We start from the raw sequence: 14,997 nt of genomic DNA on the forward strand, positions 1-14,997 counted from the left end.
GATATTCATGCTCTGCCCGCTGAGTCAGGAGTCCGGCGGGCTTTATCTGGAGGTGTCTTGTGGCACAACCCAAACGACTATTGTTAATCGCGCCCGGCAAGATGATCACCACGCTGGCCTTTGAACGTGCCGCTCAACTCGCCCAAGGTTTGGATGGAACATTGCGTATTGTGGCGTTCGTCCCGCCAGACCAAGGGATCGTCTCGGCAGCGCGGTCCGATATCCCTGGCAGCCAGCGTTCCCCGTTGTGGGCATTCCAGCGCTGGCTCAACGCAGAGGCGGGCCTGCTAGGCAAAGGTGGATTGCATGTCTGCGCAGAAGTGCTGTGGTGCCCGCGCACGATCTCCAACCTATGCAGTTATATCAAGGAGGCAGAAGTCGATTACGTTATCAAGGACATGGAAGAGGATCAGTCGGCAAAGGGGCCGACGCTCTCTGCACTCGACTGGCAATTGCTACACGAAAGCCCGGTTCCTGTGCTGTTGGTCAAACCCCATGGAGATAAACCATCGCGCCGGATCATTGCCGCTGTAAATATCCTTCACTGTGAGCCTGAAGTCAGGGAAATGAATCGCTGCCTGATTGAAACAGGTTATCTGCTGGTCAGGTCCTTCGGCGCCAGCCTACACCTGTTGTCCGTTTATGACCGACATGCGTTACCCGTCGCGCAAGTGGATGAGCACCGTCCAGCTTCGATGCTGAGCTATCACCAGGCTCGCCAACGCTTCGATGCCTTGGCGGACCAGTACGCCATCGCCTTGCAAAATCGTCATTTCGTCGTCAGTGAAGCGGCCGGCAATATCGGCCACTACGTCAGCCGAAACGGATTCGATGTGCTGGTGTTCGGCACCAAGGACTACCTGTCCACCGATCTGTTGCTTGGACGCACGGAGCACTGCGTGCTGGGCGATCCACCTTGCAGCGTGCTGGCCTATAAATCCCCCAGCTTTTCGACGAGTAACGTGATCCATGAGGCCAACAACTTCGTGGCGATGCATGCTCCTTGACGCCAGTTTTCATAGTGGCGTCCGACGTCATCCGAATGCCCTGGACGACGCTGGCCGCCTTCACATCGATGCAGGTGCCTTATGACCGTGATCAAGACCGCGAGGAAAAGCGATGCTGCAGGCCACCGATGGCAAACCGCTGTCTCGACGGTCAAAACCCGGCTGGTGTTGAAGATTCGCACATGGCGACATGAACTTCTGGTGCTGGCGCTCATCGTCGCGGTCACGTTCGCAGGCTATGCCTTCATCGTGCATTCGGCAGCGCTGGCGATGGAAAACCTCACGCAGAGCTGTGCGGCCCGGTTCGAGATCGAACTGCAAAGTGAGGACAACCCGCCTCCGCCACCTGTCCTGCTAAACGCGATGTGCCGATGCCTGGCTCAGGCATTGGCCGAGCGCAATAGCGTGTGGCAGCTGGCTTTGGTCCAGCAAGGCTGGCGGGATCTGCGAGCCCTTGAGCCGGTGACCGAGGATGATGAAATGATGTGTGTCGATGCGATCATCGAACCGGAAGTGGAACTGGCAAAACGTTAGAGCGTCTGAGTGCCGCACGGCGACCTCGCTCTCAATGTAGCTCACAGGTGGTAACGGGATCGGACAAGGCGTGCGATCTGTCCTAGGGCGCTCTCGCTGGCCATCTTGCTGTCGGATTCGATCAGGTAAGTTTGATTGGCCAGCATGTCGTCGTGAATCACCTCACGGAACCAGTGTGAGAAGTCGTGAGCGGCCAGGTGTGAGCCAAGCACTGAATCCTGAAGTTGCGATGACAGCGTCAGAAAGTCCGTGAGATTGACTGCGTGGCGGTCCAGTGCAGGAAAGTAAAAGGCATGCCAAGGGCCAACATCGCCAGCAACATATTTGCCGCTGTGTCGGTGATGTCTCTGCTGAGGCCGAACCAGGTCCAGGACCTTAACCTCCCTTTCGTCATGAAGGTCCCATAGGCACGCGTATTCGAGGTTCTGGGCGCGCTCCGGGAACGCCGGGCAATTGCGCTGTCTCAGTTGAGCGAACCGCACAATCAGCTCCCTGTTGGTACTGCCGAGCGCCACCAGTGTGTCGACGCTCTCCAAGACAGCTGGGCAGACTTGCTCGAAATCCAGGGCCACGATGATAGCGCCCATGTTGCCGAGAAACCCGGACGGCCACACCGCGCAGTGGGGGAGCATGTAATGAGCCTCATCAAGGATGAGCCAATAGGGGCGACCGGAGGTTTTGCGAAGCGCTTGCAAAAATGGCAATAGATCACCAAACAACTGCACGCGCTCTTGAGCGCTGAGAGCCAGCGCGCTGACCACAACATTGAGTTCGGCCTGCAACAGATGATGGACTGACTCTTCGGTGGTCGGCGGAGCGGTTAACCCCCCAATCGTGACGGCGTTATCCAGGCTCAGGTAATCACCCTCGGGATCGACAATGCAAAACCCCTGGTGTGCTTGAACCATGCGCTCGGTCAACCAGGTGACGTAACTGGATTTGCCAGCGCCGGAATTACCGACGATGAGCAAGATCGATTCCGGAGGCAACCAGACATCCTTCGCATCGCCGGCTTGACCCAAATGTATTCCGATGCGGTCGACCGGTACCAGCGCGGCATCCTTGAGCAACAGCTGATCGATCAGTTCACAGACGCCTTGACCGTGATCACGCTCCAGACGTATGTCGGCGCAGGACTTGATCGAGGCGATGGCGTTGCTGACGGCGGCGGAACAGCCACAGATCGACAGAAAGGAATGGTCATTTTCGGCATCCCCAACGCCAACCACGTTCTGCTCGCAGATGCCCAAGTTTCGCAACGCGGCGCGCAAGCCGAAAGCCTTGTTGACGCCGGGCGGCAGCACCATGATCGCATCCTTGTTGAAGGTCATCTGCAGTTCCAGGCCCAGATCCCGAATACTGTTGATCACAGCTTCCTCGAACGGGTGCCAGGTGGCGATGACCGAACGCCCGACCGACAGCGGCGCAACTCTTTTTTCGCGCAAACTGCGGACCAACTCGGTCGAGGCACCGTCCGTCAGGAGTTCATCTCTATCGGTCGCTGGGTCATAAAGCACGGCGCCGTTTTCTGCGATCACGCGGTCGAACAGTGCCAGTTGCGGAAAGTGATGCTTGAGGGCTTGCAGTTCCCGACCCGTCACCAGCAGCAATTTGCGTCCGCTGTTCTTGAGCTGGAGCAACGCTGCCTGGACTTGCGGTGACACGTTGCCGTTCTGGGCAATGGTCCCGTCATAGTCCACTGCCAGGGCCAGGAAATGCATGCGCTCATCCTTCAGGGCTGATGCTCGAGGGGACAGGATCACTGCCTGCTACGGATTTGATGACTGACGTGGCCAGGACCTACGCCACCACCAAGTGGTTTTCCACTTTTCTCACGCCAGGCACCGACCAGGCCGTGCGCTCTATCGCGTCGCGCTCATGCAGGATATTGATTCGCCCCTCCAGCGTAACTACGTCGTCCTTGACGCTGACCTGGATCTGCTGGGCGTCGACCTCGGCACTGCGTTGAAGCGCGTCATCGATCCGCTGTTTTATGTCTGATGCAACGGGGTGCCTGCGAAGTCTGATGAGGTTGGTCACGGCAACCACGCCGCTTAACATGCGCACAGCGCGCACGATGGCGTCACGCTGATATTGCCATTCCACTTCACCGTCCAACTCGACCCAGCCGTCCTGGACCTTGATCTTTATCGTTCCTTCCGGCAGATGAGCCGTCCAGTTGATGATGTCGGCGGCGCGGGTCGCGATCTGATCATCGGCAACCTGTTTACCCACGGCGGGACGGACTTTTATTTCTTCGGCAATCGCGCGAACGCCCTTCATGCCTTTGACAATCTTCTCGATTGCGGCTTTCTGGCTGTAGGCGCACACATGGCCTGAGAGCGTCACCACCCCGTGTTCAACGGTAACTCCGATCTGGGCGGGATCGATATCTCCTAATAACTCAAGCTCATCAATGATGTTATCGCGCAGGTTATGGTCGTTCATGGGGGCTCTCCGGTGTATGTACAGGGTCACACGCCCTGATGGTGGAGCCTGTAGTTCAACGCCGGCGCGTGGTTCCGGTATTGAGTTTTATCAACTCTCTTTCTCTACCGATCCGACGTCATCATCGATGCGCGGCAGCCATGGCCACAACGGTATCGAAGTGCGTAAACCTTGATGCAGGTCAAGCGCGCTCAAGGCGCAGTGGTCACGCTCACACTCAATACTGGCGGGAGGGCCGCACATGGTCACGCGCGTTGTTTTCAAAGCGCCAATGCCGATGCTATTGCGTGCGTGCTGGCAGGTGTCGGGGTTGTGCAGCGCCGCCATTCTCCTGAGCTGTACACCTGCCGAACAACCGCCAATATCGCCTCCTGGTGCCCTTGTGGCCGATGAAGTCTGCTCGTTCTGCCATGGGGTGACAGGCCAGTCCATCGCCCAAGAGGTTCCGAAGCTGGCCGGACAACAGAAGGCATACCTGACCAAGCAGTTGACCCGTTTCAGGGGGCATGAGCATCTGGGCGAGTTCAGTGCCCGGTATATGCGCCAGTTCGCGCAACTCACCGATGGCCAGATTGATGAGTTGAGCGAGTATTTCTCTGAGCAGCCGCCCATGACTGCCCAAGGTGACGGCGAGCATACCGTCGGCGAAGCAATTTACCGCAGCGGGTTGCCAAACATGAGCGTACCTGGCTGCGCTTCCTGTCACGGTGCGCAAGCGCAGGGGAGCGGCAGTATCCCTCGTCTTGCCGGGCAACATGCTCGGTACCTGAGTCAACGGCTTGAAGTGCTTGCCGCTGCGCAAGGCAGCGTTTCATCCAGCCATTTGCTGCCGCCTGCCGCGGCTGAAATGGTCGCCCTTTACCTGGCGAGCCTGGGGGCGAACAAATGAATAATTGCATGCGCCCCTTTGGTCGTCACAAGCCCCGCGAGAACCTGAGCCATGAACACCGCCGATCGTCTTGTTTTCCGTATTCTGAGTTTGCAGGTCAGGCTCTATCACGACTTCGTGCGCGTGAAAGAGTCAACCGATTCGGAAGCGCTACATGATTTGCGTATCGATGTCAGACGCCTCAGGAGTGTGTTGCGCCCGTTGCGTGCGTCTTCTGAAATTGCATCGCTCGACCAGGCTGCCGCTGCGGTTGCCAACCTGACGACCCGTGCGCGCGACCTGGAAGTGCTCATCGCGGAACTCAAACGCCACGGGCAGGCACGACAAGCGATCACGCGACAGGCTGCCTTGCACGCGCTTTACTCCCGGGTAAAGCGCAGCTCGGTGATCCCGACGTTGTTAACTGCGCTGGATGATTGCCCTGAGGCAGTGCGTGCCGTTGAAAACGAGCGGGGCAGCCACCGTTTGAAGATCAGGATTCAGCGCGCTGTTTGCAAGCAACTGAAACGTCTAGAACATGCCATTGAAACGCCGGGCTTCGATCGGCACCGCTTGAGGTCGACACTCAAGCGGGTGCGTTATCTGATCGAAGCATTCCCGTCCATTTCCCCCATTTCTCGTGAGGCAGTGCAGGCAATGGCGGCCACCCAGACGGCACTGGGCAAGTGGCATGATCTCGACCTGTGGTGCCAATTGTCGTTCAAGGAAGACGACCTGCAACGCCTGCGCCATGACTGGAGCCAACGGACGGAGGCGGCACTCGATAACGCCGAGGTGCATCTGAGGTCACTGGCACATCGTCTCCCCAAAACCAAAGTGTCACGTGTCGCCGTTCGCGGGCTCCCCGCCGCTCACACAGCCGATAATCCGTTTGAAGGCGTGATCGATGTCGAGACCGGGCTGCCTGTTTGAGTGTCCAGCGACTCAGGCGGGCTAAACAATCAGCGCTGATCGAGGCTTTGGTAAAGCTCTTCTTCCTGGGCAAAGTGCAATGCGACGAGGGTGTCCAGGCGAATCAGCGTGTCGTGCACTTCGTCGACCCCAAAAACGTTGGGGTCCTTGACAAGGTCGGCGCTCATGCGTGATAGCAACCTGACCAGACGGAAAATCTCTCGATGGGAATGGCTGAGCGGGGCCAAAGGGTCGTGCCCGCGTAAATAGGCGATCAGGAAAGGGTGCAGCTTGCTTTCATCGTCGCGTTCATGGGGCACGAGTTGCCGCTCCAGCAAGTCGGTCAGCTCGCCCAGTTCCGATCTGGCCGTTTCGGGTGTCAACCGCCGGAAGTTATGACTCAACTGATCAAGCTTCTCCAGGACCTGCTTCAGATCAGTGTGGTCACTGGCCATCTGCTGCAGCCGCAAAGCGTCCAGCGCCGGTGTCGGTAGCCACCCCGGAGCACCGAGCGCACGCAGTGCGTTGAGGATCACACCGACGTCGATGATCTCCTGCAGGATCGCGCCCGCCAGAGGGGGCAGATAGCCGACTGCGGCCACCAGCATCGCGACGGCAGAAAGGCCCATCCCGACCAGCATGCTCTGGCGGGCGATACGACAGGAGCGTCCGGCAATTTTCAAGGCCTCCGCCACCCGATCCAGACGGTCGAGTAACACCACCACACCGGCAGCTTGTGACGCCGCGCCGGCGCCATTGGCCCCCATGGCCACCCCGACGTCTGCCGCTGCAAGTGCGGGAGCGTCGTTAATGCCGTCGCCGATCATCAACGTGATGCCTTGGGTTCGGCTTTTCTGCACAGCCTTGACTTTGTCCTCAGGACTCATGTCTGCCTGGACCTCGTCCACACCGGCAGCGATGGCGACCGATTGGGCAGTGGCCAGCCGATCCCCCGTGATCATGGTGACGCTTTGCGCGCCGAAGTGCCTGAAATTGCGTACGGCGGTGGCGGATTCTCGGCGTAATGGATCCGCGAAAAGAATGGCGCCTTGTAACGCATCATCCACCGTGATGAAGCTCGCGCCCAGGCCCTGATAATCCAGACGCATCAGCAGCGTCGATGACCAGGCGTTGCCGTCGCCGCTGACAAAGGCCAGCGTCCCCAATTTGATCCGGTGGCCGTCCAGGTACCCACTGATGCCAGCGCCGGGGGTCTCTTCTCGCATGGACGGCGTGCCCAACGGTTGTCCGGCACGCTCGGCAGCAGTGCTGATCGCAGATGAAACAGGATGGGAGGAGCCTTGGGCGAGCGACGCGGCCAGGCGCAGCAGGTCGTCGCGGCTGATGTCTCCCGATGTTTCGACGCTGTGTACCGACACATGGCCAGTGGTCAGGGTGCCGGTTTTGTCCAGCAGGATATGACGGGTCTGCGCGAGCGTTTCGAGTGTGGCGCCATCCTTGACCAGAATGCCCCGTCGCGCACAGCGCGAAATGCCTGACAGCAGGGCAATTGGAGCGGCCAGAATCAAAGGGCAGGGCGTTGAGACAACAATGACGGCCAGCGCGCGAAGCGGGTCTTTGGAAATTAGCCAGGCGCCACTGGCAAGTATCAGCGTGAGGGGAACCCACAGCAGCGCATAGCGATCCGCAGCGCGCATGAAGGGGGCGCGTGAGCGTTTGGCGCTTTCGGCCATACGCACGATGCCGGCGTACGTACTGTCTTTCGCGCTACGGGTAACTCGCAGGGCGAAGGACTCGCCAGCGTTGACGCACCCGCTGTTGAGCATCTCTTCGCTATGATGCACCACGGGAACGGGCTCGCCCGTCAGCGCTGACTCATCGATTGTGGCCGTGAGCGCCAGCAGTTGGCCGTCGAGAGGGATGACATCCCCCATGCGGACCATGATGGTGTCGGCAGGCATGATGCTTTCGACCGAAACACGCCGGAGCGTGTCGCCGTCCTTTTTCAAGGCGAAGGCGGGGGCACGATCAATCAGGCGTTTAAGCTCACGCTCGGCGCGCTGTGAACTGAGGTACTCCAACGTACGTCCCGAAGCCAGCATGACGGCAATAACGGCAGCGACCAGATACTGAAGGAAGTACAACGCACCGGCGATCGACAGCAGTGCGGTCAGGTCAACGCCAATCTGTCCTTTGAGCAGATCGGCGATGACCTCCACCGCGAGTACCACGCCCATCAGGATGGACGCCGACGCCCAGATCCAGTGGCACAGCACCACGTCGCCGCTCGCATTGATCATGGCCCCGACAGCGAGGGCGGCGGACGATATCAGCAACAGTGCGGGATCGAAAATACTTCTGTTCATGCTCGACTCGCGCTGACGAGAAGTTGACCGCCAACCGTAGGGGGACAAACACGGGCGGGGATGCATGCAATGGAAAAAATCCCCCGTGGCCTTTCGCACGCGGGGGTAACTCCATGCCCTTTGCTCGGGCGTTTTTTCAGCCCTTTGTAGACGGCCTTCTGGGGTGGACGTTTCGAGCGCAGGCAACTCGGCAGTCCTTTGCCGTGTTTCGTAGATCCGGATCAAGCGACCTTCAAGTGATCTTCGATTTTGCGAACCCCGGGGACTGCCCAGACGGCGCGCTCGACCACGTCACGCTCATGCAGCATATGCACCTGACCTTCGAGCGTGACGACATCGCCTGTGACCTGAACCCGGATTTGCTGGGCATCCACCTCGGCACGGCGTTCGAGCGCTTGCTCAATGCGATGCTTGATATCCGTGACGCTCAGACGCGGCCGCAGGGTCAGCATGTTGGTGACACCCACGACACCTTCTATTTTGTGCACTGCACGCAGAATCGAGTCTCTCTCGAACTGCCAGTCAACCTTGCCTTCAAGGTCGACCCATCCGGCCTGGACTTTGATCTTGATCGCGCCCTCCGGCAGGTTGGTGGTCCAACTGATGATATGCGCGGCGCGCGCTGCAATCATGTCGTCCGTCGGCCTCATTGTCCCCTCGGGGCGAACCTCGATTTCTTCGGCGATGCCCCGTACTCCTTTCATGGTTTTCACGGCGCGCTCAGTCGCGATTTTTTGGGCGTACGTTGTCACATGGCCAGAGAGGGTCACGATGCCATTCTCGACGGTCACGCCGATGTGGGCGGGATTAATGTCGGGGCGAAATTCAAGCTCGTCCAGAATGTTTTTGCGAAGGCTCAAGTCACTCATGGCAGTGTCTCCTTGGCAGGAAGATGGGCGTATTTCCCTTCACGGGTGCCTGTTTTTGTACGCGCCTGCACCTCGGCCGTATTGAGTTTTATCAATTCTTGGTCAACAAGACCGAACGTGCCGGGTAGTACACCGGCCAGAGACCCTCACGTTTTCTGATGTGCATCAAGCGCGCACGCTCGCCATTGCCGATGATTCTGGCTTTACGGTGTCCATTGGGAGGCCTGCATGGCTGCTGATACTGTCAGTCCAGAGATTCCTGGTACCGACCGGCTGGAAGAACCGCCGTTTAGCCGGTCCGCCCTTTGGATCACCTGGTTGCTGGGTGCGGCCACGCTGGCCGCAGTCATCGCAATGGCCTTGCACTTGAGCGACGTTGAATCGTTTATGACCCTCTTCATGAACGCCCAACCGCTCTGGCTCATTGCCGCAGTACTGGCGCAAAGCCTGACATACGTCGCCCAAGGGCAAATCTTTCGCACCGTGCTCGCACAGGGAGGCCAGGCGCTTACCCGCTGGCCGGCGATCCGACTCAGCCTGGTGAAATTGTTTGTCGATCAGGCTTTGCCCTCGTCAGGCATCAGCGGGGCGTTCGCCGTCGTAGCATTCTTCATCAGGCTCGGCCTGCCCAGGCCGGTGGTATTGGCATGCCTGGCGCTGGACCTGGCTGGCTACTTTCTCGCTTACGTGGCGTCGGTCGGGGTGGCCGTTCTGATCCTGATGGTGCAAGGCCATGCTTCTGCGCCCCTGGTTGCGGCCTGTCTGGCTTTCATCTGCGTTGGGTTGATTCTGGCGCTATCCGGACCGAGACTCGCGGGTAACCGATCATTGGCAAGGCGGATTCCAGGACAGCGTTTTGCCTTGGTGAGCAAGGCGCTGGCCTTATTGACAGGCGCCGATGTGCGGCTGGCCCGGAGTCGGCTGTTGTTGCTCCGCGTCACGCTCCTTGAGCTGGCGATCATCGTGCTGGACAGCGCCACGCTGTGGCTGCTGGTCTTGGCGCTGGGGGTATCCGCTCCCGCATTGGGGCTGTTCGCCGGGTTCATGGTCGCCAGTGTCGTACGCAGTGTAGGCATCATGCCGGGAGGGCTTGGCGCCTTCGAAGGCGTTCTGGTCGTCACGTTGCATTGGGCAGGCGTGGATCTGGCCGTGGCCTTGTCCGCGACTCTGCTGTTCAGAGGATTGACGTTCTGGCTCCCTATGGTACCGGGCCTCTGGATGGCACGTCGCGAATGGCTGCACGATGCGTCGCCAACGCGCACTCAACCTCAAGCCGACTACTGGAGCGGTCCGATCGAGCAGTTGTTCATCGACTGCAACAGCGCCCCCTCAGGTTTGAGCGACGAACAGGCCCGCGCGCGCCGACAGCCGTCAAACCACCCATTCAAGCAACGACCGCAAGGCTTCATGTCGCTGGCGCTCAAGCAACTCATGACGCCGCTGGTCTTGATCCTGATGACCGGGGCGATTATTGCGCTGGTCATCGGCGACTGGCTGGACGCCGCCATTGTCTGGTGCATCGTGGCGCTGAGCGCGGTGCTCAGCGCCTGGTACGAAAACCGCGCCAGCACGGCCGTCGAGCAATTGCGCAATAAAGTGGCGGCCCGTGCGACGGTAGTAAGAGACGGCAAATCGCGTGATGTGCCTGCCAGTGAAGTGGTGCCCGGCGATGTCATGCTGCTGAGTGCTGGCAGCCTGATCGCAGCGGATGGCCGTATCATCGAGGCAACGGACTGTTTCGTCAGCGAAAGTCTGCTCACCGGTGAGACCTTTCCGGTTGAAAAAATGCCCGGGCAAAGCGCACCGGATTCCAGCCTGGTCGATCGTCGTAACTGTGTGTTCATGGGGACTTCAGTGCGTAGCGGAACGGCTCGGCTGTTGGTAACGCGCCATGCAGAGGACAGCGAGATGGGGGCTATTGCCCATGCGCTGTCATCAAGACCCCCAGAAACCGAATTCGAACGCGGTCTTCGCCATTTCGGCGGTCTGCTGCTGCGCATCATGCTGGTGATCACGATTGTCGTGATGGGCACCAACATCCTCCTGCAGCGCCCGCCACTGGATACTTTGCTGTTCGCCATCGCATTGTCGATCGGCATGTCGCCAGAGCTGCTCCCGGCAATTTTGAGCATCACGCTGGCCAAGGGTGCCCAGCGCATGGCCGCCAAAGGGGTGATCGTGCGTCACCTCAATTCAATCGAGAACCTGGGTTCGATGGATGTACTGTGCACTGACAAGACTGGCACTCTGACCCGTGCTTTGGTGGTGCTTGACCGGGCCGTCGACGTCTGGGGTGTCGCAGACGCTCACGTGTTATTGCTGGCCACCCTCAATGCAACGCTACAAACCGGCATGCGCAATGCCATAGATGACGCCATCGCTCTGGCGGGCAAAGACGTCGACGTATGGCCTGGCATCGTCAAGCGCGACGAAATTCCCTATGACTTCGTGCGCAAGCGGTTGAGCATCATCGTGGGTAACGTGCCGCACACGGGATGCCTGATGATCACCAAGGGCGCGGTCGAGACGGTGCTGCAAGTGTGCACGCACGCCCAGTTCCGGGGGCAGACCTGTGCGTTGGGGGCCGCCGAGCTCGCGGCCATCGGAGAACGGTTCGCGCAATGGAGCGAGCAGGGTTATCGCGTATTGGGTATCGCCAGCCGCGCGATGCCGGAGCAGCCGCACTACGGCAAGCAGGATGAGACAGGCCTGACTTTCCTCGGTTTTCTGCTGTTCTTCGATCCGCCGGAGCCCGAGATCAACGACACCCTGACCGCGCTGGAACGCCTGGGCGTGCAGGTGAAGATCATTAGCGGCGACAGCCACCTGGTCACACGTCATGTGGCCCAAGCGGTGGGGCTGCCGGATTTGCAAATGCTCACCGGCGCACAATTGATGCAGATGAAGGACGAGGCACTGATGAGGCTTGCGCCGACAACGACCTTGTTCGCTGAAGTCGATCCCAATCAGAAGGAGCGGATCATCCGAGCGCTCCAGAAAACCGGGCACGTCGTAGGTTATCTGGGGGACGGGATCAACGACGCGCCGGCTCTACAGACGGCGGATATCGGCATTTCCGTGGACCACGCGGCGGACGTCGCGAAACAGGCGGCGGACTTCGTCCTTTTGGAACATGACCTGAACATCGTTCGGGAGGGCATCGAAGAGGGACGTCACACGTTTGCCAATACGCTCAAATACCTCTCGATTGTTTCCAGTGCCAACTTCGGCAACATGGTGAGCATGGCGCTGGCTTCGCTCGTTCTGCCGTTCTTGCCGTTGCTGGCCAAGCAGATTCTGCTGAACAACTTTCTGGCTGACATTCCCTCCATGAGCATTGCCAGCGACAACGTCGATCGCGAGTGGGAGCGAACTCCGCATCGCTGGAACATGATTGATATCCGAAACTTCATGGTGGTCTTCGGGCTGGTCAGTTCGGTGTTCGATATGGCGACCTTCGGAGTGCTGTACTTGATGGTCGGAGTCGCGCCTGAACTGTTTCGCAGCGGCTGGTTCGTCGAGTCGCTGCTGACCCAATTGCTGACGATCTTCATCGTTCGAACTTACAAACCCTTTTACCGCAGCAGACCCGCACGGTTGCTGCTGGTCAGTGCAGTGACCATTGCCGCCGCAACGGTCGCCTTGCCTTATAGCGTCGTCGGCCAGTGGTTTGGTCTGATTCCGCTCCCTGCGCAGTTGCTGCTGGCGGTATGGGCCGTCAGCCTGTTTTATGCAGCAGCGGCTGAGCTCACCAAGCGGGTGTTCTACCACCGCTCAGTCGCTGCGCTTACGCTGACGTCTGGACATACTTCCTCGAGCGGTGCTTGAACCAAGGACAGTTCCTCAATCGTCACGTCGCCACGTGATGCTCAGGAAGAACGTGTCATCGTTATAGTGATAATGCGCCTCTCCCTTGAATGCATCCCTCAGGGCGTGGGCAATACGGCCCGCCAAATGCAGGCCTGTGGTACTGACGACCAGCTCACCGTTTTTCTCTTCGACGCTCATTAATCGTTCTAGGGCGTGCTCGGATTTTTCCAGCTTTTCAGCGTGGTAGACCAAATTGCTGATGGCGTCGCGGTGGACCGCCCAGAACTTACCCGAAAGGGTCACGACACCCGCGGGCATGTGCTCGGCGATGCGCCTGCAGGCGGGGCAGGTGACTTGGCGCGGTGCCTGCGTCAATGCTTCCGGCCGTCGCCATTTCCAATTGCCTGAGTAGTAGAACGCCTCGCATCCAGGGCATATCGCGCTGCCAGTGAAACGTTGTGAGGCGAAGGGGTCATGGAATCTGGTTTTGAACAGCTTGTTTTTCTGGCTGTGCTGATATTTGGTCACAACATCCTCCCAGCCTGCGACGCGCATCTGCCCAGGCTAACAGTTCATTGACCTGAAACGACCGGATTCAGGGAGCGCTCCATTGAAGCACCACAGCCTGCCGGCAGTTTGATTAATGTCAGCTGATGGTGTGAACCATGGGCGGACGCTGGCACCCGCCCGCGAGAAGGTGTTGTCGGGTGCGACTCAGTTGGCCAATGCGGTCAGGGTGACACTGGGGCCAGAATCCAAATCGATTCTCATGCAAAACAAATGGGGCGGTCCGACTGTATGCAATGACGGCGTCATCATCGCTAACAGGATTGATCTGCCTGATCCTGAAGAGAATCTGGGCGCCCAGATTCTGCGCGAGGCCGCTTGGCGCCGGGTGATGCCGTCGGCAACGGCACGAGTACGGCAACAGTGCTGGCTCCTGCGATGCTTGCCGATGCGCTGGAAAAGTCGGCGTCGACGGTGTCGTGAGCATTGAGGAGTCGAAAACCATCGAGACTGTGGTTGAGATCATGGAGGGGATGCGTCTGGATCGCGGCTCTGTCTCCCCCTATTTCGTCACCGATCTGGAAAAAATGCAGGTTGAGCTCGACGAGCCTGATCTGCTGCTTTGCGACCCTAAGGTCGGCATTCTGAAAGACTTGCTAGGTTACTGGACATGACCGCCAAGAGCGGCAGACCGCTGGTGCTCATCGCCGAAGACATAGAAGGCGAAGCATTGAGCACGTTGGTCATCAATCACATTCGCGGGGTTTTGAAAGCGGTGGCGATCAAAGCCCCCGGTTTTGGCGACAGGCGCAGGGAGACGTTGCAGGACATCGCCGTACTGACAGGCGCGACCGTCGCGGCGGATGAGCTGGGTATCAGCCTTGAACAGTTTTCCCTGGACCAGTTGGGTCGGGCTCATCGAGTGATGGTGCAAAAGGACAGTGCATCGCTGATCGGTGGTGCGGGAAGCGATGAGGCGATCAACACCCGCAAGCAACAGATTCGCGCTCAGATCGACAAGACCAGCAGCGAATATGATCGTGAAAAACTACAGGAAAGGCTGGCCAGGCTGGCCGGAGGTGTCGCGGTAATACGCGTCGGTGCGCCCACTGAAGCAGAGATGAAAATCCGCAAGGACGCGTTGGATGATGCGATTTCAGCCACGCGGGCAGCGATTGCCGAAGGCATTGTCGCCGGAGGCGGATTGGCGTTGCTTAAAGCCACGTCGGCAGTCCGGGCGGAACTTGCCGGGCACGAAGGTGATGTGCGCACCGGTCTGCAGATTGTATTGCGAGCACTGGAAACGCCTGCGCGGGTGATTGCAGAAAACTCAGCGGTAGATGGCGGTGTCGTGGTCGCCCGGATGCAGGACGAGCCCGGTAACCAAGGTTTCGATGCAGCGACAAACCAGTACGTCGACATGTTCAAGGCCGGGATCGTGGATCCGGTCAAAGTGGTGCGCATTGCACTTGAAAACGCGGTCTCGGTCGCCAGCGTCGTGCTGCTGACCGAAGGCATCATGACCGAGATTCCCGAACCGGCATCAGAGCCCGCTGAGAACGCGCCCTTCGCGTCATGACGTATTAACGGCGATTGATGCCATGGGGCTTGGGCGAGCTTGATAAGTATCAAATTCAGGTCGCAGCGCATATGGCATGTTGTAATTGTCCTGTGCAGCCCGGGGTTTGGTCTCGGTCAGGATGAGCCGCCATCAC

Annotated in this window: 10 protein-coding genes and 1 pseudogene; 6 read left to right on the forward strand and 5 right to left on the reverse strand. The window is 59.1% G+C overall.

Going from position 1 to position 14,997, the window contains the following annotated elements:
• Positions 1-59: 59 nt before the first annotated feature.
• Complete coding sequence (locus tag DBP26_RS21960) at positions 60-1,007, forward strand: hypothetical protein (RefSeq protein WP_108239628.1); 948 nt, start codon at positions 60-62, stop codon at positions 1,005-1,007.
• Positions 1,008-1,088: 81 nt separating this feature from the next.
• Positions 1,089-1,541 carry a hypothetical protein gene (locus tag DBP26_RS21965; protein ID WP_108239629.1) on the forward strand — a complete coding sequence of 151 codons (453 nt, stop codon included), beginning with the start codon at positions 1,089-1,091 and terminating at the stop codon, positions 1,539-1,541.
• A 41-nt stretch (positions 1,542-1,582) separates the two neighbouring features.
• Here DBP26_RS21965 and DBP26_RS21970 read toward each other — a convergent pair whose 3' ends face one another.
• Together DBP26_RS21970 and DBP26_RS21975 are read right to left on the reverse strand one after the other, a co-directional pair.
• On the reverse strand, positions 1,583-3,262 hold the full coding sequence (locus DBP26_RS21970; RefSeq protein ID WP_108239630.1) for an HAD-IIB family hydrolase: 1,680 nt from the start codon (positions 3,260-3,262) through the stop codon (positions 1,583-1,585).
• A 79-nt stretch (positions 3,263-3,341) separates the two neighbouring features.
• Positions 3,342-3,989: a BON domain-containing protein gene (locus tag DBP26_RS21975; protein WP_108239631.1), complete on the reverse strand. Its 648-nt coding sequence runs from the start codon at positions 3,987-3,989 to the stop codon at positions 3,342-3,344.
• A 241-nt stretch (positions 3,990-4,230) separates the two neighbouring features.
• On the opposite strand from DBP26_RS21975, the gene DBP26_RS21980 reads away from it, so the two are divergent.
• Together DBP26_RS21980 and DBP26_RS21985 are read left to right on the forward strand one after the other, a co-directional pair.
• Complete coding sequence (locus tag DBP26_RS21980; RefSeq protein WP_108576112.1) at positions 4,231-4,878, forward strand: c-type cytochrome; 648 nt, start codon at positions 4,231-4,233, stop codon at positions 4,876-4,878.
• 51 nt (positions 4,879-4,929) lie between these two features.
• Positions 4,930-5,790 (forward strand): CHAD domain-containing protein, encoded by an 861-nt coding sequence (locus tag DBP26_RS21985; protein WP_108239633.1) that lies wholly within the window; start codon positions 4,930-4,932, stop codon positions 5,788-5,790.
• Between the two features lie 29 nt (positions 5,791-5,819).
• Here DBP26_RS21985 and DBP26_RS21990 read toward each other — a convergent pair whose 3' ends face one another.
• Both DBP26_RS21990 and DBP26_RS21995 read right to left on the reverse strand, forming a co-directional pair.
• A complete protein-coding gene (locus DBP26_RS21990; protein WP_108239634.1) occupies positions 5,820-8,096 on the reverse strand; it encodes a heavy metal translocating P-type ATPase in 2,277 nt (758 codons plus the stop codon).
• 221 nt (positions 8,097-8,317) lie between these two features.
• Positions 8,318-8,965 (reverse strand): BON domain-containing protein, encoded by a 648-nt coding sequence (locus tag DBP26_RS21995; RefSeq protein ID WP_108239635.1) that lies wholly within the window; start codon positions 8,963-8,965, stop codon positions 8,318-8,320.
• Between the two features lie 228 nt (positions 8,966-9,193).
• Here DBP26_RS21995 and mgtA point away from each other — a divergent pair, with 228 nt between their 5' ends.
• Entirely contained in the window at positions 9,194-12,793 is a 3,600-nt protein-coding gene (gene mgtA, locus DBP26_RS22000; protein WP_108239636.1) for a magnesium-translocating P-type ATPase, read from the forward strand.
• Between the two features lie 15 nt (positions 12,794-12,808).
• Here mgtA and DBP26_RS22005 read toward each other — a convergent pair whose 3' ends face one another.
• Complete coding sequence (locus DBP26_RS22005) at positions 12,809-13,330, reverse strand: BCAM0308 family protein (protein ID WP_256600851.1); 522 nt, start codon at positions 13,328-13,330, stop codon at positions 12,809-12,811.
• Positions 13,331-13,418: 88 nt separating this feature from the next.
• On the opposite strand from DBP26_RS22005, the pseudogene DBP26_RS22010 reads away from it, so the two are divergent.
• A pseudogene (locus DBP26_RS22010) lies at positions 13,419-14,861 on the forward strand (molecular chaperone GroEL).
• Positions 14,862-14,997: the final 136 nt, after the last annotated feature.

Source organism: Pseudomonas sp. RIT409, assembly GCF_003052515.2.
Taxonomy (GTDB): Bacteria; Pseudomonadota; Gammaproteobacteria; order Pseudomonadales; family Pseudomonadaceae; genus Aquipseudomonas.

What these genes read in the sequence shown, in the direction of transcription:
- DBP26_RS21965 (WP_108239629.1), top strand. Translation starts at nt 1,089, where the DNA reads ATGACCGTGATCAAGACCGCGAGGAAAAGCGATGCTGCAGGCCACCGA.
- DBP26_RS21970 (WP_108239630.1), bottom strand. Translation starts at nt 3,262, where the DNA reads ATGCATTTCCTGGCCCTGGCAGTGGACTATGACGGGACCATTGCCCAG.
- DBP26_RS21975 (WP_108239631.1), bottom strand. Translation starts at nt 3,989, where the DNA reads ATGAACGACCATAACCTGCGCGATAACATCATTGATGAGCTTGAGTTA.
- DBP26_RS21980 (WP_108576112.1), top strand. Translation starts at nt 4,231, where the DNA reads ATGGTCACGCGCGTTGTTTTCAAAGCGCCAATGCCGATGCTATTGCGT.
- DBP26_RS21985 (WP_108239633.1), top strand. Translation starts at nt 4,930, where the DNA reads ATGAACACCGCCGATCGTCTTGTTTTCCGTATTCTGAGTTTGCAGGTC.
- DBP26_RS21990 (WP_108239634.1), bottom strand. Translation starts at nt 8,096, where the DNA reads ATGAACAGAAGTATTTTCGATCCCGCACTGTTGCTGATATCGTCCGCC.
- DBP26_RS21995 (WP_108239635.1), bottom strand. Translation starts at nt 8,965, where the DNA reads ATGAGTGACTTGAGCCTTCGCAAAAACATTCTGGACGAGCTTGAATTT.
- mgtA (WP_108239636.1), top strand. Translation starts at nt 9,194, where the DNA reads ATGGCTGCTGATACTGTCAGTCCAGAGATTCCTGGTACCGACCGGCTG.
- DBP26_RS22005 (WP_256600851.1), bottom strand. Translation starts at nt 13,330, where the DNA reads ATGCGCGTCGCAGGCTGGGAGGATGTTGTGACCAAATATCAGCACAGC.